We start from the raw sequence: 19,894 nt of genomic DNA on the forward strand, positions 1-19,894 counted from the left end.
AAAAAGTCGTGGCTTGCTATTCTGTTCTGTAAATTGACAGAAGGAGATGGCGTATGAAGCAAATGGCAATCAAAGAGAATCCGTTTTTGACGCGTCTGGATTATCAGCGGGCAGTGGAAGACATGATCGCTCCTTTGCGAGAAGCGATCTTGGCAGATGACTATCCAGGATTGAATCTAGGTAGCAGTGGGGCCGTGTATGACCGAACACGGGCTGAGATGGAAGCGCTTGTGCGTCCTTTGTGGGGGCTGGCGCCTTATTGGAGGATTTGCTCAGATGATCCGTTACGAGTAGCTTATGTGGAAAAAGTGATCGCGGGGACAGATCCTGAACACGCATTTTACTGGGGAAGGATCACGGATTATGATCAATACATCGTGGAAGCAGCCGCATTGTCATTGACTCTTTTATTGCAAAAGGATGCTTTTTGGACAGCGTTGCCGCAGAAGAACCAGCGAAAGCTAGTGGCTTGGCTATCCCAAGCACTTGAGTGCAAGATTCCTAAGAACAACTGGACATTCTTCAAAGTGTTGATTCGCGTTGCCCTGTTTCACTGTGGGGAACCGTTGGCAAAAGAAGCATTGTCCCAAGAGTTGGCATTGATCGATTCCATGTACATTGGCGATGGTTGGTACGTAGATGGGAAAACGACGCAGCGAGATTACTATATTCCTTTTGCGTTTCATTATTATGGCTTGATTTACGCTACATTTATGCAAGACGAAGACCCAGAATGGGCACAGCGTTTTAAAGAACGAGCCACCCGATTTGCCCAAGATTTCATCTATTATTTTGATGAAGACGGCGAAGCCTTGCCCTATGGCCGCAGCCTGACCTATCGGTTTGCGCAAGGTGCTTTTTTCTCGGCGCTGGTTTTCGCAGATGTCGAAGCGATCCCATGGGGACAGGTGCGAGGACTACTAGCGAAACACTTGCGCAATTGGATGGCGCAGGAGATTTTCACTTTCGATGGTCGCTTGTCCATCGGATACCACTATGAAAATCAAGTGATGGCAGAAGGGTACAATGCACCAGGCTCGCCTTACTGGGGGCTTAAGACCTTTTTGCTTTTAGCGGTCGCAGAAACGCATCCTTTTTGGCGGGCTGAACCTGAGCCAATCAAGAGAGAGCCGCAAAAACGGATTGAAAAAGGCAATATGTTGCTGGTGCACAATGAAAAAAACCATCATTTGTTGGGGTATCCTGCAGGTTTGATGCTTGAACAGCAAGCGCATGCTCAAGCAAAATACAGCAAATTCGTCTATTCGAGCAAATTTGGCTTCAGTGTGCCGAAAGCCGGCGTCACGTATGCCGAAGGCGCCTTCGATAGTACATTAGCTATTGCTCGAGATGGCAGCTATTTTCGCACGAAGGGCGCAGTCATGGATTATCGAGTGACGGAAAAAGGCATCTTTATCCAATGGGCTCCCTTTGGGGAGGTAGTGATTGAAACTGAGATTTATCCATTTGGTCAGTGGCATGTGCGCGTGCACGAGTTGACGACGACGATTTCGTTGGACCTTCGTGAGGGCGGATTTAGTGTACCGCTGACTGGACGGTTGCCTCAGGCCCAAACAGGACCGACCTGGAGTCGAGTCAGTGAAGAGGGCTTTTGTTCTCAAATCATCAACATCGAAGGCTATCAACAAGCCAGTATTGTTCAGCCAGAAGCCAATACCTCCGTCTTTTTTCCAAGAACCAGTTTTCCGTACTTAGCACAACATATTCCGCCAGGGAAGCACCGTTTGATTTGTTTAGTCGGTGGTATCGTAGAAAAAGAAAGGATCGATCCAAATGATTACGCTAGCAATAAAAAATAAGCAGGACCAGGTGATCGTCGGTCGCATCGACCATGAAAAAGAACCCGCGCCATTTCAAGTTTCTGATGATGATTTGGCCGTATTAGCCATTAAAAACTATCCCTATGAGGAAGGAGATAAGATCGTTATTGAGGTGACGGGGGAAAATCCGTATTATGTCCTTCAGCTTGATGAAACCTTAGCACCATCACTGATCTATCTTTCCCAATCCACTTGGGAGTATCAGATTCCTTGGACGGAGTCCGCTCGAAAGTCCTCGGTGGAAACGGCCTTTACCTCGCAGCGCCATCACCTGATGGTGCGCAAAGCCCATGCGTTTGAGATCACGAATTATCAAAATTTATCCTTCAATGCCCATGATCAAAAGTCAGCGACAGGGGCGTATCCTCATGCTTCAGCGAATGTGGAAACGCGAGATGATTCCGTCTTTTTTGCCAAGAATGCGATTGATGGAAAATATGGCAACCGATCCCACGGGTCGTATCCGTTTGCTTCTTGGGGCATCAATCAGCAAGCCGATGCTGCATTGACCATTGAGTTTGGTCGTCCCGTCTTGATTGATCGGGTTCGCTTCCTATTGCGGGCAGATTATCCCCATGATAGCTATTGGACCAAAGGGACCTTGGTCTTTGCTGATGGAGAAGAGCTGGTGGTGGAAACGACAAATACGGCGTCTTTTCAAGAAGTTCGTTTTCCAAAAAAAGAAACGACTAAGCTGACCTATAAAGAGCTGCAAAAAGCAGAGGATGATTCCCCCTTCCCAGCTCTTACACAAATCGAAGTATTTGGTTGGAACTGTTAAAAAAAGAGGACGAGAGTATGACAGGTCTGCATTTGTGTGCAGTTGTCATGCTCTTTTTTTTAGGAATCAAGGAAGGAAGGTCGCTTTTTTTGTGCGGTTACGTTATAATGATTTCAGTTAATATGTTAACAAGTTAAGGAGAGGGTAAATATGCGTCTGCAAGAGAACAAACAACGCTTGATCCTGTTAGGAGAAAAAGTGACCGATGTGTGGGTAGCGGATAAAATCACCGCGTGCATCCAACAGATCGAAAAAAATAGTCAGCGCTTTGGCACACAATTTCCTTCAGCCTGTGCCACCAATGGCAAATATCGGCTGAAAGGCAACGATGATTGGACCAATGGCTTTTGGACCGGGATGTTGTGGCTCGCCTATGAGTGGACCAAGGAAAAGAACTTTCTTGATCGAGCTATGGCAAATATCGACAGTTTTCAAACGCGTTTAGACGACCATTTTGTATTAGATCATCATGATATTGGTTTTTTATATAGCTTATCTGCCGGTGCGGGCTACAAGATCACTGGCGATGAACACTGCAAGCAAGAAGTCATTCAAGCAGCAGATGTTTTGTTGGCACGGTTTCAAGAAAAGGGGGAATTTATTCAAGCTTGGGGCTCTTATGGCGACCCACAAGAATACCGCTTGATTATTGATTCGCTACTGAACTTGCCGCTTTTATTTGCAGCAACTCAATTGTCGGGAGAGCCTCGCTACGCAGAGGTTGCGAGTAAGCATTATCAGACAGTCCGAAAGACCGTCATTAAGAATGACGCCACCACCTTTCATACGTATTATTTCGAGCCAGAGACGGGGCAGCCAAGTCACGGTGCGACGCATCAAGGAAACAGCGACCAATCGATTTGGGCACGAGGGCAGAGCTGGGCGATTTTAGGGCTTCCTTTGAATGAAAGCTACCTGCATAGTCAGCCTTTTCCAGAAAATTATCCGCAGATCGTGGAGGTGTTTTTGGCTCATTTGCCAGCAGATTTGGTGCCGTATTGGGACTTTGATTTTAACGACCAACATCCTGCTGAAAAAGACAGCTCAGCTTTAGCGATTGCGGTTTGTGGCTTGTTGGAAGCAGAGAAAATGGGGGCATATCCCGATGCTAAAAAAATCGCTAAAGGGATGCTTTACCAATTAGGCGAACATTATGCAGCGAACCAAGTGCCAGAAAATGAGGGCTTATTGCTGCATGGTGTGTATGCTCATGCGGAAGGCAAAGGCATCGATGAACCCAATCTTTGGGGTGATTATTTCTATTTAGAAGGATTGATCCGATTGGCATTGCCTGATTGGCAAAGATACTGGTAAAGGGGAAGACGACATGCGAACGTTTGAGATAAAAGAAGATTTTTTGTTAGATGGAAAACCAATCAAATTGATCAGCGGAGCGATCCATTATTTCCGCATGACACCGGCGCAATGGACAGATAGCCTCTACAATCTAAAAGCACTGGGAGCCAACACAGTTGAGACCTACATTCCTTGGAATCTCCACGAACCTCGTGAAGGAGTCTACGACTTTGAAGGAATGAAAGACATCTGTGCTTTTGTAAAGCAAGCCCAAACGCTTGGCTTGATGGTCATTTTACGACCTTCCGTCTACATCTGTGCTGAATGGGAATTTGGCGGGGTGCCAGCTTGGCTGTTAAATGAACCGATGCGGTTGCGCTCAACCGACCCACGCTTCATGGCAAAGGTGCGCAACTATTTCCAGGTCTTGTTGCCAAAGCTTGTACCGTTGCAGATCACCCATGGGGGACCAGTGATCATGATGCAGGTGGAAAATGAGTACGGCTCTTATGGAATGGAAAAAGCGTATTTGCGCCAGACCAAGGAGTTGATGGAAGAATACGGCATCGATGTACCCTTGTTTACCTCAGATGGGGCATGGGAAGAAGTACTGGACGCTGGGACATTGATTGAAGACGACATCTTTGTCACAGGCAATTTCGGCAGTCGTTCCAAGGAAAATGCGGCTGTGATGAAAGAGTTTATGGCAAAACATGGCAAAAATTGGCCCATCATGTGCATGGAATATTGGGATGGCTGGTTCAACCGCTGGGGCGAGCCGATCATCAAGCGAGACGGTCAAGACTTAGCTAATGAAGTCAAAGAGATGTTAGCGGTCGGCTCCTTGAATCTCTACATGTTCCATGGAGGCACGAACTTTGGCTTTTACAATGGCTGTTCCGCTCGGGGAGCGCTGGATCTACCACAAGTGTCCAGCTATGATTACGATGCTTTACTGACAGAAGCAGGAGAACCTACCGACAAATACTATCATGTACAAAAAGCCATAAAAGAAGCCTGTCCCGAAGTGTGGCAAGCCAAACCACGGACCAAGCAATTAGCGGCATTAGGAACCTTTCCCATCGAAAACAGTGTCTCATTATTGGCTATCAAAGATCAGCTGATGGCACCACAAGAAAGCATGTATCCTCTAACAATGGAAGCTGCCAGCACAGGCTACGGCTATTTGCTCTATTCGGTTCAGTTAAAAAACTATCATCGAGAAAACAAATTAAAAGTGGTAGAAGCTAGCGATCGGTTGCATATTTTTACCGACGGCCAATTACAGGCGATCCAATACCAAGAAACGCTAGGCGAGGAGCTGTTGATCCAAGGGGCACCAAATAAAGAAACCATCGAGCTAGATGTCTTAGTGGAAAATTTAGGGCGCGTGAATTACGGGTTTAAATTGAACGGGCCTACACAAGCCAAAGGTATCCGTGGAGGCATCATGCAAGATATTCATTTTCATCAAGGCTATCGTCATTACCCATTGACGCTTTCAGCAGAGCAGCTACAAGCCATCGATTATCAAGCAGGAAAAAATCCGACACACCCCTCCTTTTATCAAACGACCTTCAGGCTGACAGAGGTAGGAGATACGTTTATCGATTGCCGTGGGTATGGGAAAGGCGTCGTTATCGTCAACGGCATCAATCTTGGTCGCTATTGGCAACGTGGCCCCGTGCATTCCTTATACTGTCCGAAAGAATTTTTGAAAAAAGGCAGCAACGAAGTCGTGGTATTTGAAACCGATGGCGTTGAGATCAAGGAACTCGTTTTCTGTGATCAACCTGTCGTAGAATAAAAAAATAGAAGTAGAGACCCAAATTTACGCGGGCTCTACTTCTATTTTTGTTTTGAAATATTTCCAGTGCTTGTAGCTGACGATGTATTCAGCGACACTTCCATCTGCCAAATAGGAGTGCTTGACTTGTTTAACCGCAGGCTCTCGGAAGCTCAGTTGCAATAAGTTCAACAATTCAGTGTCATCAGGAAAGACGATTTCGTTGGTTTCAACAGAAGCCAATGAGAAAAGGTCGATCGCAAAGTCTTTTCGGACCCGCTCATAAACACTAGCATATTGGTTGAGGTTTTTGGCGATCGGTTCTTTCATCAGCTTCTTCGGCAAATGAGTGATGTGAACCAAGAAAGGAACGTCGCCAAAATAGCGGACTCGTTTGATTCGGTAGTAGGAAGCACTGGCAGCCAATCCTAATTCTTTCAAAATCTCTGGGTCATTTCCTTCTTCCACCGCAAGGACCTTGACCTTTTCTTGGTCCAGTGAATGCAGCTCAATGTCGGAGAACTTCACACTCTGAGATACTTTTGCTTTTGAAACAAAGGTCCCTTTGCCTTGGATGCGATACAGATAGCCAGCACTCGTCAATTCATTCAACGCTTTGACTGCCGTGATCGAACTAACAGAATACATCCGCTTGATATCCGCCTCTGAATAAAACTTATCGCCGGGAATGAATTTATGGTCTTTGATTTCTTGTAAAAGATCTTGCTTGATCTGCTCATACTTTGGCAGCACAGTGGTTTCCCTCCATTCCATATGAATACATCAAGCATAACATGTTAAATCCTTTCCTGCCACTTAATTAGTGTAGAAAATTCGTTGTTTTTCAGTCTATACAGGCCTGAAAAATAAAATTCAATATGTTAAGATATTAGGTTTACGAATGGCTTGCCATGTGGTATAGTATGCTTACAAGGAACATAACATGTTAAGTGGGGCGACCTGCGGAGTAGGAGGGAAATTAGTGGAAAACATTGTATTGATCAGTCATGGCGGCATGGCAGAAGGGGTCAAAAGCAGTCTGGAGATGATCGTAGGCCAGCAAGCAAACGTTCACACCGTTTCATTACGACCAGATAGTGACAATCTACAATTTGAGAAAGAATTGAACGAGAAAATGAAAGCCCTTAACGGTCCAACATTGATTATTGCGGATTTATTAGGAGGAACCCCGTGCAACGTTGCAGTCAAGAATTATTTAGAGGATGACGAAGTGGCGATCTTCGCTGGAATGACATTGTCCGTAGTGATCGAGGCAGTCGTCAATCAACGAGCGACGATCAAAGAGCTGCTTTGCTTAGCCAAAGAAAACATCGTTGATGTCAAAGCAGGGATGAACCAAGCAGAACAAGAGATGTTAGAAGAAAAGCAAGAAGAATTAGGGGATTACAGTGCGTATGCTGGGCAAGAAAATATCGTCAATAGTCGGATCGATGAGCGCTTGATCCATGGACAAGTCGCCGGTATCTGGTCCACCAGTTTAAACACGCAACGGATCATCGTAGCCAATGATGAAGCCGCCGCAGACCCATTACAAAAATCTTCTTTACGAATGGCAGCGCCAACTTCGATGCGACTTTCCGTCCTTCCAGTGGCAACGGCAGCCAAAAATATTCGTGCCGGTCGTTATGGAAAACAACGGTTGTTTTTGCTTTTCAAAAATCCCCAAGATGTTTTGCGTTATATTGAAGCAGATGGACCGATCAAAGCGATCAACGTTGGCAACATGAGCTACAAAGATGGTGCACGGGAAGTAACCAAAAGTATTCAAGTGATGCCAGAAGAAGAACCAATCTTTGAAGCGATCGCCGCAAAAGGCATCACCGTCACGGCACAGCTTGTTCCCAATGAACCATCGATCGACTTTATGAAGAAATTACGAGGATAAACCAGGCAGGGATTGAATCGAGGAGAATATGTAGCGGAAGATTTGTCAAAAAACGAGTGTTTTTCACGATTTATCTGAGGCGACATAACGATCGATAACTAGCCAGTTAAGACTCGTTCATACAATTAGGAGGAAAATTCATGCATTTAGCAGCGTATCAAATCATTCTTATTACTGTTTATGCTTTTATTGCTATTAATGATTCACTTATTTCCAATACGTTGACCCAACCAGCGATCGCCGGAATGATTTCTGGAATGATCATGGGGGACTTAAAGACCGGTTTGATGGTCGGTGGGACCTTACAGTTGATGCGTTTGGGGATCGCCGCATTTGGTGGTGCATCCGTCCCAGATTATTTTACCGGCGCAGTACTGGGGACAGCGTTTGCCGTGATCTCAGGAAACGGCGCGGAATATGGCATCGGCTTAGCAGTTCCAGTGTCCTTGCTGATGCTGCAACTGGATGTCGTGGCTCGTTTTTGTAACGTATTTCTACTACACCGGATCGATAGAGCCATCGACAACATGCAAGTCAAACGAATCCCACGGTTAGTTTTATCGGGTTCTTTCTTATGGGGATTGTCACGGGCGATTCCGATTTTATTGATGCTTTTAGCTGGAGATGCAGTCGTTACGACGATTACCGATAACACGCCAGAATGGCTGATGACTGGACTAAAAACCGCTGGTGGCGTCTTGCCAGTCGTCGGGGTAGCGATCTTATTGCGCTACTTGCCAACAAAGCACTACATTCCTTATTTGTTATTAGGCTTCTTTTTAGCTGCGTATCTGCAAGTGCCAATGCTCGGCGTTTCCATCATTGGGCTCGTAGCAGCAATGTTAGTCTTTAAACGAGATAGCGAAAAAGGCACCGTTGCAACGGCAGCTGCCGGAGATTTTGAAGGAGGATATGATGGCGATGAGTGATCAAAAACTGACAAAAAAAGAGTTGAATACCATTAGCTGGCGTTATATTTTGGCAAGCCAATTAAACTGGAACTATGAGCGAATGATGAGTTCGGGCTACCTTTACGGCATCCTGCCCGTCTTGAAAAAATTCTATGGCCATGATGAAACCCAGCTGCAAGATATGCTGCGGACCCACAATCAATTTTTCAATACCAATGCGATCTTTGGGAACTTGATCATGGGGATCGATGTCGCGATTGAAGAACAAGACGGACACAAAGCCAAAGAAACGATCATCGCCTTGAAAACGGCCTTGATGGGTTCCTTAGCCGGTGTCGGTGACTCCTTGTTCCACGTGATTTGGGGAACGATCTTTGGCTCTGTTGCTGGCACATTGGCGCAAAATGGTTCCGTCGTTGGTTGTGTCATCTGGATCATCGCCAACATCGCGTTACTTTTCGGTCGGGCAGCGTTGCTTCCCTTAGGTTACAAACAAGGGGTCAAATTAGTGACGACCTTGAAAGACAAATTATCTGCCTTCACTAATGCCGCAACCGTTTTAGGGGTCACAGTGATTGGTGCTTTGATTCCCTCTGTCGTTAAAGCGACCGTTCCTTTTGTCTATAAAAAAGACGGCGTCGAATTAGTGATCCAAGACACGTTGGATGCCATCTTGCCATCCCTTGTACCTATCTTGCTCGTCTTGCTGACCTACTGGATGTTAGGCCAAAAGAAACTAAATTCCACTCGAGTGATTTGGATCATCTTGATCTTGTCGATCGTTTTGAGTGCGTTTGGTATTTTGGGTTAGGAAAGAATCATGGTGTAAAAGGAAATGGGCAGCTGCTGTGATTGTTTTGTAAATCGTATAAGCAGTTAGGGTAGTCAACCTGTTTTCTTTTTTAGAATAGTTGAACTAAATGGAAAAGAGTGCGGAAATGAATTTCTTCACTCTTTTCCCATTCCACGAAATGATAGCGCTATCTTTTGCGCGGGGAAATAGGAGGAGTAAAGGATGGAAAAAGGGAAAAAATATCTGCTGATCATGGGGTGTTTCTTGTTGCTGTATTCGGTAGTTGGCGCCACTCGTCTTTCTGGAAATGCCGAGGAACAAATACCCGAATTGCCGGAAGCAGAATCGATCTATCACTCGGATTTTTCTAACCAGAAAGGGTCTTGGCAAGATTTAGTCGGGAAAGCCGAAGTAGCACAAAATGCTACTGGTTTAATGATCAGTAATACGAAGCAAGGCACCAATCTGGAATCAGTAACGCTCAACAAAGATGCTCCCAAGCGGTCTTCAGGGGATTTTGAAACTACTTTCTTATATGAAGACCAAGCGAACATTGGGGTGGTCTTTCGCGCAGATGAACAAAAGACAGATCAGTGGCAATCGTTTGCTTATAATCGTGATGGGCAGTGGCAACTTGGTCAACCAGGTGGAAAATGGCTGACAGCTATTTCTGGACCTACTTTGATTGCGGGACAAAAATATAAACTCTTGCTTCAGTATGAGGGCTCGAGTTTTCGTGCCTTTTTAAATGATCAGCTATTTTATGAGAATCAAAAGGTAAACTATCCCAATGGTACGGCAATTGATGGGGACTGGTCCGGGTATGTGGGTATCCGTTTGTTTGGCAATTTATCTAAGCTGAAGGTATTATCGATGCGCAGCGGTCCTATCGGCAGCTTGCCCGTGGAAGATCACACAGCAGAATTTATGCAACTGCAAGAAAAATGGCAAAATCAACTGGTTTCCGATCACTATGATCCAAATAATCCGACTATGGCTGATTACGTGCAGATGGTCACCTCAGAAGCTGAGGCGTTGTATCAAACCATAAATAAAGCATCTGATCGAACGAGCCTATGGCCCCTCGAACAAGGGAATACTGCTTCAGCGGATGTAACGACTCAATTTACAAAATTACAGAAAATGGCTTTAGCCTATGGCACGAAAGGTAGTTCTTTGTATCAAGATGATGCAGTGGCGACGACGATTATTGATGGGATAGATTTCATGGTCACTCGAAAAGGGTATGATGGGAAAAAGTACCATGGAAACTGGTGGGATTGGCAAATCGGTGTCCCGCAAAAACTGATCAGTACTTTAATGATTTTAGGCGCTGAGTTACCGTCCGAGAAATTACAGCAATACACTGCCATTATCAGCAGTTATGTACCAGATCCCTTTAAGCAATTGTATACGAAGACACAAGGCAGTTTTACTGAGCTTGCTTTTATTCCAAATTTTGTGACTTCTGGTGCTAATCGTACAGATCTCGCGCTTACTGTATTAGGCTTGGGCATTTTGCAAAGGGACGCTGGGAAAATCACCCAAGCTTCAGCAAGTATCGAAGAAGTATTTCAGTTAGTCACAAAAGGCGATGGTTTTTATAAAGATGGCTCCTTTATTCAGCATAATACGATCCCTTATACTGGTTCTTATGGAAATGTACTGATCAAGGGTGTGGGACAAATTCTAGCTATCACGCAAGGGTCAAGTTTTGAAATGGATGCCGATCTCGTACAAACGTTTGTCAAAAATGTTGATCAAGCATTCTTGCCGTTGATCTATCAAGGAGAAATGTTGCCGTTGGTCAATGGTCGTTCGATTTCAAGAGCTCCAGCCAAAAACAAAGTCGGTTATGGCTCATCAACAGTTTATAATTTGCTGATCGTATCCCAATTCGCACCAACTCAATACCAGCAAAGATTCCGTGAAGCTGCCAAATATTGGCTCAAAGAAAATCCAGACTATTATTTGACGAATGCAAGAGACTTCAATGATTTACAAATGACGATGAATCTCTTGACAGACCCATCGATTACAGGGGATGCATTACCTTTTACGGGAACAAAACTGTACGCTTCAATGGATCGCTTTGTTCAACGAACAACTGATTATATGGTGGGTTTAGGACTATATTCCAGTCGTATTTCTTCCTTTGAAGCTGGCAACAAGGAAAACAAGCGTGGGTGGCATACAGCAGACGGGATGCTCTACCTCTATAATGATGATCAAGTTCAATTCAATTCTAGTTATTGGCCGACCGTCGATCCATATCGCTTGCCAGGAACAACCGTGGATACCATACAATTAGCGGATGAAAATTCAGCTTTTACAACGGTAACGTCTCCAGAAAAGTGGGTAGGCGGTGTGGCTTATGATGGTGCAGCTGCGGTGGGAATGGCATTAAACAAAACGGGTACAAAAAATAACGGGAATGTTTTACCTATGAACGTGCGGGCAAAAAAATCGTGGTTTATCATTGATGGGCAGATTGTCGCTTTAGGTGCGGGAATTACTGGTGATACGACAGCTTCTATTGAGACGGTCGTGGATAATCGCTTACTAAACGATGCGTATACTTATCAAATCCTTTCTGATCAAGGAAGTATTGATCAAACAAATGAAACAAGCAGCAAGCAGTGGTTGTTGTTAGACTCCGATCATTCCCAGGCCAATATCGGTTACTATTTTCCAGAAGAAACGACAGTAAACGTGGTAAGTGAAACACGAACAGGTAGCTATACAGAAATCAATGAGGCCTTTCCAAGTAATGCGGTTTATACCGGAGAATATCGAAAATTCTTGATCAATCATGGCAAAAATCCCATGGAGGATCATTATGCGTATGTCATGTTGCCAGGTATCAATGAAACAGAACTGACTGCCTATGCCCAAGAAGAACCGCTGGAGATTTTAGCCAATACCTCGGAAGTTCAAGCAGTAAAACTTGATCAAACTGACTATTTAGGTATCAATTTTTGGCAGAATGATGGAGGTAGTGTCGCCGATATTACTACTAACAAACCTCTTTCATTGATTAGAACAAGTAGAGAAGGCAAAACCATCTATGCCTTTTCTGATCCAACTCAAACAACGACGACCATGACCTTAAAATTGCCAAAAGACTACCAAAAAATCGTCTCTCAAAGTGATGGAATCAGCTATGATGCTTCGACGGATCTATTTACGGTAAACTTTGCGGAGCAAGATGGTGGAAATAAAGTGATTGTAGTCGAGTAAGGTGTTTCAATGCTATCTGTCTCATCATCAGCTAGGGATCAATCTCTAGCTGTTTTTTGTCAGCTAGAAAATGAAACGATGAAAGGCTAAACATAGATTTTTTCGTTGACTATTAATTCCTTTAACTACTTTTCAAGGGCCGAGGTTTTGTCAAAAAAATCCTCACAGAAAATGCTGAAAACTTGCGCATTAGCATGAAACGTTTGCTAATTTTCTTCTTACTTAAAAGGCGTATGTTTGCCACTAAAGAATGTATCTAAGATTGCAAGCACACTTTTCCAAGATTGCAGTGGCAACTTTTCAAGTAAGAATTGGTAGCGAATTTATCCGAAGGCGCGGCGATTAACAATATACTCTTCTCCATCAATTTCAAAAAGATAATAGTGTTGACCATAAATAGAAACAATATCTTCAGTAACTGAAACAGTTCTATTCATAAGATTATTACTAGAAATTGTTCCTACATATGGATCTCTTGGGGACAGAGACAGTTTATACAAATTATAGTTACCTGTTATTTCAACTGTTTGATCGATGAAAGTAACGCCAGAAATTTTTCCAGCAGGAGAATCTAAAAAGATTGAGGCAATTTGATTAGAACGAGGATTATTCAAATAATAGATTTTATCCCTATTATTAAGGATATTTAGTATCGCATATTTGTTGAATAATGGGACAGCAGGAAGTATCCCCTTAGAAATTGAGTCCGCCGTTTTTTGCGCTGCATCCAGCATCTCTTGATTGTTGCTAACCTGGGCATCATATAAATCAGCCATCACTGATCCATTGTCATGTTGGAGACCTAAAGTATGCCCCATTTCATGTCGGATAGTTGAAACCAGCTGTACGTAGCCAGAGGTTCCTTTTCCAGATGATGCGTCATTTAAAGCAGCTTTATTCAAAAATATTCTGTTCGTACTATTCCCCCAACCAAATCCGGAGTACCCCATATCTGCATAGGAATCGCCATCCGTTGATTGCAAAACTAAATCAACTTGGTTATCTGCTGCATTTACACTTGATTTTTCGACAATTACCGATCTCCCAATCGACTGATTCCATGATTGCGCAGCTTCATTGACAGCCTCTTGGTAGGCTTCTCCTAGTGAGTTTGAGTCGTAAATGATGGTACCGTATTCGTTAACACAAGTAGCTGTACCATACAATATTCCAGGATAGTAATAATCAACAATAGGCGTCTTCGCTATGTCGGCTGACTTTGCATCTACAGAAATTGTTCCTATAGAGTAAATTAATGCAATTAAAAATAACGAACGAATTCTTGAAAAAATTTTTTTTCATTGTTTTCCACTCCTTAAACTTGTTGACTTGATTTCATACAGATAATTCCAAAAATCTTTTTCCCATCTATCTTGTATGGAAAGATGCTCCCAGGGCATCGAATTTTTTTCAAATTCAACGAAATGTCGAATCTTTATATTTTTTCTAGCTTTTTCAATTTTCAAAAATTTGAGTGGATTCACATTTTTTGCCCAATCAAATAACCAATGATCATCTTTCTGGTAATTGTATTCATAAGGCAACAACTCAACACTTCTCTCACAAAGAATGTTTAAAATGGTTTGATCTAAATACAAGTATTCATTCTTATTTATCATACGTACTATGGCTTCTGGTCGTATCTGTTCATTGAACACAACTACATTAAATAAAATAACTCCAGAATTGAAGTAATTCTTCATAGTTTTTACGCCAAAATATTTAAAGCTGTCCTCTGTATCACTTATAACTGAGAAGTAGAAGTCTCTAACTGCAGCAATTGATTTTTGATCAGGGATCAAATCAAAGAAATTGGATACGTCATCGTATACAATAGTGTCATTATCTAAATAGAGAATGTAATCATAATTGCTAAAATATGAAGGTAGAAATAATCTCCACAGAGTGACTTCAGGAAAACGCGAATTACTATAATTCTTTATTTCGTTTATTATTTTAGGTGGATACCAAATAGTAATAATTACATTTTTTTCTCCATATAATCTAGAAATACTTTTCAATTTCAGTATTTCTTCGTTCCCTAGTTCATTTACAACTACTAATATATCTAAAGGTTCATTCCCTTCATAAGTATTTACTATTGACGCAATGGATACTGCAGCTAATTGAATATGTGACCCCGTAACACAATAAACGACAGCTTTCTTCTTCATAGTTCATGTCCACCCTTTTTAGTGTTTTTTATTTTTTAATAAAAACCTTCTATAGAAACTTAGGCAATAAAAGCATTTAAGCTTATTTTATCGTATCTGATTTCCAATATGAGCGTTAGTCCCACTATTGGGATTAACATAGTTAACGAGAATCAACAATTTCTTATCGTATTTTCCCAAAAGGGTTGTCAGATTAAGCATAAATCAAAAATCCCGTCAGAGAAATCTGACGGGATTTTGGTGGTGAACCTAGGTAAAACAGGTCATTGTTATCCATTCCAAGCGAACTAAAAAACTGTTAAATCAATATTTCGCAACCAAGTGAGGTTGCTACTTTATTCCCACTCCACAGTAGCAGGTGGTTTACTCGTAATATCATACACGATCCGATTAACGTGTGCGACTTCGTTGACGATGCGGACGCTGATTTTTTGTAGGACTTCCCATGGGATGCGGGCAAAGTCAGCGGTCATGCCATCGATTGAAGTGACTGCACGGATGCCGACGGTATAATCGTAGGTCCGGCCATCACCCATGACACCGACGGAGCGGATGCCTGGTAAGACGGTGAAGTACTGCCAAATGTCGCGGTCTAAGCCGGCATTTGCGATTTCTTCCCGCAAGATTGCGTCCGAGTCGCGGACGATCGTTAGTTTTTCTTCTGTCAATTCGCCAAGGACACGAATGCCTAGACCTGGTCCAGGGAATGGTTGGCGCCATACGATGCTGTCTGGCATGCCAAGTTGAGTCCCTAATTCACGGACTTCGTCTTTGAACAAGGTGTTCAATGGTTCGATCAATTTGAATTGCATGTCTTCAGGTAACCCACCCACATTGTGGTGTGATTTGATGGTTTGAGCAGTTTCGGTTCCTGATTCGATGACGTCGGTATAAAGGGTTCCTTGGGCAAGGAAAGAAACGCCTTCATCGCCAGCTAGTTTGGTTGCTTCATCATCGAAGACATACACGAATTCATTCCCGATGATCTTGCGTTTTTCTTCAGGATCAGAAACCCCAGCAAGTTTTGATAGGAAACGTTCTTTGGCATCAACTTTGATGATGTTCAAGCCGAATTTGCCACCTAAGCTTTCCATTACTTGCTCGGCTTCGCCTTTACGCAAGAGGCCGTGGTCAACAAAAATACAAGTCAGTTGATCGCCAATCGCTTTTTGTAAAAGAACACCAACGACAGAAGAATCGACCCCGCCGGAAAGACCAAGCAAGACTTTTTTGTCGCCCACTTGTTCGCGGATTTTTGCGATTTCCATATCGATGAAGTTATCCATTGTCCAATCACCTGTACATTGACAAACGTCAATGGCAAAGTGACGCAGTAAGTCGTTGCCGTATTCTGAATGGCGAACTTCTGCGTGGAATTGGATACCGTACATTTTGCGTTCTGCATCTTGGATAGAAGCAATCGGGCAATCTTTGCTCGTCGCCACAACATCAAAGCCTGCAGGTGCTTGAGTGACCAAGTCCCCGTGGCTCATCCACACGGTTTGGGTTGCGGGCGTGTTTTGGAAAAGGGCCGCTGCATCAGAAGTGACTTCCAATTCTGCTTTGCCGTATTCACGGTTTTTGGCAGGTTCAACTTTTCCGCCTAATTTATAAGTAATCAACTGCATGCCGTAACAGATCCCTAAAACTGGGATGCCTAAATCAAAAATTTTCTCGTCGATGCCGAAAGAGTTCTCGTCGTAGACGCTGTTTGGTCCGCCAGATAAGATGATCCCTTTTGGATTCATCGCTTTTACTTCTTCAGCGGTAATGCGGTGGCTCAATAATTCTGAGAAAACACCGAACTCACGAATACGGCGTGTAATCAGCTGGTTATACTGACTACCGTAATCAAGTACGATAATTTTTTCGACGTTTGGCAAAGTGTCAACGTTTGTCACAATAAATTACCTCAATTCTTTTAGTTTTTATTGAAAAAAGGCTAGGCCTTTTCAACAGCATAATTATAAAAATGAAGCGGTCAATACTTGCGCAAGAACACTTCATCGATCAAATGGTGCTTTGTTTTATGAAGAATTATATCGGCTCTGCTGCGTGTAGGCAAGATATACTCGTGTAAATTCTTTAAATTCACATTTTTCCATACTTCTTTTGCCATTTTAATCGCTTCCTTGCGATCCCCGATCGCATATTGGTAATAATAATTGCTAGGGTCTTGAAAGGCAGTGTCTAGTAATGATTCAAATCGTTCCAAATACCATTTTTCAATCAGTGCCGGTTGGGCGTCCACGAAAATTGAAAAATCAAAAAAGTCACTGATATAGATTTGTTGGTTGGCAGGTAGTTGCAGGGTATTGATGCCTTCCACGATCAAGATATCTGGTTGACTGATCGTTTCATACGTATCAGGAATAATATTGTAGACTTCATGGGAGTAGACGGGGATCTGGATGTCTGGTTCTCCTGATTTGACCGCATTCAAAAAGTTGATCAAGGCTTCCATGTCATAACTTTCTGGAAATCCTTTGCGATTCAAGCTGCCGCGTTCTTCCAAGACTTCGTTCGGATACAAAAAGCCGTCAGTGGTGATCAGTTGGACGGTTCTGCGGGGAAACAAACGGGCCAATAAATTTTGGACGAGCCGTGCGGTGGTACTCTTGCCGACGGCGACGCTTCCGGCGATGCCGATGATAAAAGGCGGCATTTTAACATAGCGGTGTAAAAAGAGTCCCTTGCTGAGGGTCAATGATTCAAACTCTTTCATATAAAGATGGATCAGATGGCATAAAGGCACGTAAACATCTTCCACATCTTGGACCGAGATCCGGTCGTTCAAACTTTTGATATTATCCAATTCTTCTTGAGTGAAAGGCATCATTCCGTTCGTATAAAACCCTTGCCATTGCTCACGAGGAATTTGATAAAAATTCATGGTTTCTTGCATAGTAGGCTCCTTTTTTGCGGCATCATCGGTTTCTCTTAGAAGCGATAGGCCACTGTTCGAAAGTATTTTACCATAGAAACCCGCTGAACTTGGAAAAAAGACATGATTTCCTTTGCAGAAACAACAAAAAACTGTTTTTTCGTTGTTTTTTTTGCTGGGCGTTTACTTCTGGCTGTTTTTCGGTATGATTAGAAAGAAGCAGCAGACAAATCTTGCACGCCTTTTTACTGGTGTTTTCACTACGTTCACTCGTTCTAATAGAAGCAACAAGGAAAAAACCAGTAGAAGCCAGTAGAAAAAACAAGCGAAAAGGGAATAGAAGAAAGGAGCATAAACATGAGTAATCATTACTATACAGAAAATCCTGATACAGCCCATGATTTTGAACAGTGGTCGTTTGAATTAAGAGGAAAGAAGTTTCATTTTGTGACAGATAGCGGGGTGTTTTCCCGAGACACGGTGGACTACGGCTCGCGGGTGCTGATCGATGCGTTTGAGTGGGCGGAGCTGCCAGAAGGAAGTCTGCTAGACGTTGGGTGTGGCTATGGTCCTGTTGGCTTATCGTTGGCTTATGCAAGTCAGCGACCTGTCGAGATGATCGATATCAATCAGCGGGCAGTGGATTTGGCAAAAGGCAATGCCCAGCGTAACGGCATTGAACAGGTAGATATCCATCAATCCAATATCTATGCCCAATTAAATCAACCTGCTTATGCGGCGATCCTCAGCAATCCACCGATTCGGGCAGGAAAAGAAGTCGTCCATGAGATTTTGACAGGGGCGTTTCCACTACTAAAAACAGGGGGAACTTTAACGATCGTGATCCAAAAGAAACAAGGGGCGCCGAGTGCTCAAAAGAAAATGCAAGAGACCTTTGGCAATGCCGAAATCATCAAAAAAGACAAAGGCTATTACATCATTCAAAGCGTAAAAGAAGCGTAGCTGCTCTTTGATTCTCAGCAGATCAAAGGCATCGCCAAGGCAAGCGCTGGTTAGCAGCAACTGGACCAGTTGGTTTCTCAAAAAGCCTATTGCCAACAGCCTTTCGGGCAATTGCAGCGTTGGTTAATCAGCTGTCTATATCATCGGGCTATTTTTGATCAACGAAAAAGAAAGTCGCACACTTGTTGAAAGTGTGCTATTTTTTTTGAGAAAAATTTGCTACACTTTAGGCAAGAGAGGAGAGAAGCAGATGAAATTGACGATTAAACAGATTGCTGAAATGGCTGGCGTCTCTGTCACGACCGTGTCGCAGATCCTAAACAATAAAGGCAGCCGTTTTAGTGAAGAAACCCGGAAGCGGGTCTTAGATATCGTAAATAAATATCACTATAAGCCGGATTTTTTTGCTTCGAATCTTATCAACCGCCATTCAAAAACGATCGGAATGATCGTGCCTGATGTGACGGATTTCTTTTTCTCTAAAGTCATTGAAGGGGCGGAAAGTTATTTCAATCCACTAGGTTACATGCTAGTGTTATGCAATTCGCGCCACAGCCAAGAAAAAGAGGTTCAATATTTGAATGAACTGTCTCATCGTTCGGTAGATGGTATCTTATTAGCGACGCCGCATTTACTGCCGGAGGATTATTCCTTGAAGAGCGGGTTCTTTGATGACCGACCAATTATTTTAGTCGATCGCGGGATCAATCAGCGGGACAATGGTCGTTTAATCGTGAAAGAATACGAAGGTGCCTACCAAGCCGTCAGTTATTTGATCAAAAACGGTCACCGCAACATTGTGATGCTCAAAGAAATCACCGGCTACTATCAATTAGAGGAACGGTTCAATGGCTATCGCCATGCCTTGAAGGATCATCAGATCCCTTTTAAAGGCCGATATGTAGAAAATGCTGAATTAACGGTTACCGGCGGGTACGAAGCAACGAAGGAATTATTAAAGTACAAAGAGATCACAGCATTCTTCTGCGGTAACGACGCCATGGCGATCGGCTGTTATCAAGCGATTTATGAGGCTGGCAAAAAAGTACCAGAAGACTATTCGGTGATCGGCTTTGATGCCTTGAAATTATCGGAATACATCACACCACCGCTTACCACGGTCATGCAGCCGACCTTTGAGATCGGTTTTACCGCAGCAAAGTTTTTAGTGGACGCCATTGAGTTTCCGACACGGCGAATTCCAAATAAGATTTTTGATACAAAATTAATTATTCGTGAGAGCGTGAAGACATTGACAAGCGAGAAATAATGCGGTATATTTCTTCTTGTAAGTGTTTTCATAGTTTTGCGATATTTCG

Annotated in this window: 15 protein-coding genes; 10 read left to right on the plus strand and 5 right to left on the minus strand. The window is 43.3% G+C overall.

The genetic code is table 11. The features are described from left to right. Positions 1-53: 53 nt before the first annotated feature. The 4 genes from IGI92_RS01075 to IGI92_RS01090 all read left to right on the plus strand — a co-directional run bounded on the left by IGI92_RS01075 (position 54) and on the right by IGI92_RS01090 (position 5,725). Positions 54-1,820, plus strand: a complete 1,767-nt coding sequence (locus tag IGI92_RS01075) for a DUF2264 domain-containing protein (protein ID WP_086332891.1) — start codon at positions 54-56, stop codon at positions 1,818-1,820. Continuing rightward, complete coding sequence (locus IGI92_RS01080; protein ID WP_008376442.1) at positions 1,795-2,622, plus strand: DUF7402 domain-containing protein; 828 nt, start codon at positions 1,795-1,797, stop codon at positions 2,620-2,622. The genes IGI92_RS01075 and IGI92_RS01080 overlap by 26 nt, the downstream gene beginning before the upstream one ends. A gap of 150 nt (positions 2,623-2,772) precedes the next feature. Further along, complete coding sequence (locus IGI92_RS01085) at positions 2,773-3,936, plus strand: glycoside hydrolase family 88 protein (RefSeq protein WP_430607699.1); 1,164 nt, start codon at positions 2,773-2,775, stop codon at positions 3,934-3,936. Between the two features lie 13 nt (positions 3,937-3,949). Further along, positions 3,950-5,725 carry a glycoside hydrolase family 35 protein gene (locus IGI92_RS01090; RefSeq protein ID WP_430607701.1) on the plus strand — a complete coding sequence of 592 codons (1,776 nt, stop codon included), beginning with the start codon at positions 3,950-3,952 and terminating at the stop codon, positions 5,723-5,725. Between the two features lie 24 nt (positions 5,726-5,749). Here IGI92_RS01090 and IGI92_RS01095 read toward each other — a convergent pair whose 3' ends face one another. Beyond that, complete coding sequence (locus IGI92_RS01095; RefSeq protein WP_430607703.1) at positions 5,750-6,457, minus strand: GntR family transcriptional regulator; 708 nt, start codon at positions 6,455-6,457, stop codon at positions 5,750-5,752. A gap of 190 nt (positions 6,458-6,647) precedes the next feature. Here IGI92_RS01095 and IGI92_RS01100 point away from each other — a divergent pair, with 190 nt between their 5' ends. The 4 genes from IGI92_RS01100 to IGI92_RS01115 all read left to right on the plus strand — a co-directional run bounded on the left by IGI92_RS01100 (position 6,648) and on the right by IGI92_RS01115 (position 12,554). Next, positions 6,648-7,610, plus strand: coding sequence for a PTS mannose/fructose/sorbose transporter subunit IIAB (locus IGI92_RS01100; protein WP_430607704.1), 963 nt, complete (start codon positions 6,648-6,650; stop codon positions 7,608-7,610). A gap of 140 nt (positions 7,611-7,750) precedes the next feature. Beyond that, positions 7,751-8,539 (plus strand): PTS mannose/fructose/sorbose/N-acetylgalactosamine transporter subunit IIC, encoded by a 789-nt coding sequence (locus tag IGI92_RS01105; RefSeq protein ID WP_005226797.1) that lies wholly within the window; start codon positions 7,751-7,753, stop codon positions 8,537-8,539. Further along, a complete protein-coding gene (locus tag IGI92_RS01110; protein ID WP_005226799.1) occupies positions 8,523-9,332 on the plus strand; it encodes a PTS system mannose/fructose/sorbose family transporter subunit IID in 810 nt (269 codons plus the stop codon). The genes IGI92_RS01105 and IGI92_RS01110 overlap by 17 nt, the downstream gene beginning before the upstream one ends. 204 nt (positions 9,333-9,536) lie before the next feature. Beyond that, on the plus strand, positions 9,537-12,554 hold the full coding sequence (locus IGI92_RS01115) for a polysaccharide lyase 8 family protein (protein WP_430607706.1): 3,018 nt from the start codon (positions 9,537-9,539) through the stop codon (positions 12,552-12,554). A gap of 323 nt (positions 12,555-12,877) precedes the next feature. On the opposite strand, the gene IGI92_RS01120 is transcribed toward IGI92_RS01115, so the two are convergent. The 4 genes from IGI92_RS01120 to coaA form a co-directional block, all read right to left on the minus strand. Continuing rightward, positions 12,878-13,720, minus strand: coding sequence for a matrixin family metalloprotease (locus tag IGI92_RS01120; protein ID WP_430607707.1), 843 nt, complete (start codon positions 13,718-13,720; stop codon positions 12,878-12,880). Positions 13,721-13,852: 132 nt separating this feature from the next. Then, a complete protein-coding gene (locus IGI92_RS01125; RefSeq protein ID WP_016611513.1) occupies positions 13,853-14,728 on the minus strand; it encodes a glycosyltransferase in 876 nt (291 codons plus the stop codon). Between the two features lie 335 nt (positions 14,729-15,063). Then, the gene (gene guaA / locus IGI92_RS01130) at positions 15,064-16,629 is read right to left on the minus strand and encodes a glutamine-hydrolyzing GMP synthase (RefSeq protein ID WP_016611511.1); all 1,566 of its coding nucleotides are present in this window, start codon (positions 16,627-16,629) and stop codon (positions 15,064-15,066) included. 80 nt (positions 16,630-16,709) lie between these two features. Then, entirely contained in the window at positions 16,710-17,633 is a 924-nt protein-coding gene (coaA, locus tag IGI92_RS01135; protein ID WP_005226828.1) for a type I pantothenate kinase, read from the minus strand. A gap of 336 nt (positions 17,634-17,969) precedes the next feature. Here coaA and IGI92_RS01140 point away from each other — a divergent pair, with 336 nt between their 5' ends. Continuing rightward, positions 17,970-18,575, plus strand: a complete 606-nt coding sequence (locus IGI92_RS01140) for a class I SAM-dependent methyltransferase (RefSeq protein WP_016611508.1) — start codon at positions 17,970-17,972, stop codon at positions 18,573-18,575. Positions 18,576-18,825: 250 nt separating this feature from the next. After that, entirely contained in the window at positions 18,826-19,845 is a 1,020-nt protein-coding gene (locus IGI92_RS01145; RefSeq protein WP_430607709.1) for a LacI family DNA-binding transcriptional regulator, read from the plus strand. Positions 19,846-19,894 lie beyond the last annotated feature (49 nt).

Origin of the sequence: Enterococcus sp. DIV2379, from assembly GCF_050542965.1 — a bacterium.
Classification (GTDB): Bacteria; Bacillota; Bacilli; order Lactobacillales; family Enterococcaceae; genus Enterococcus_D; species Enterococcus_D entomosocium.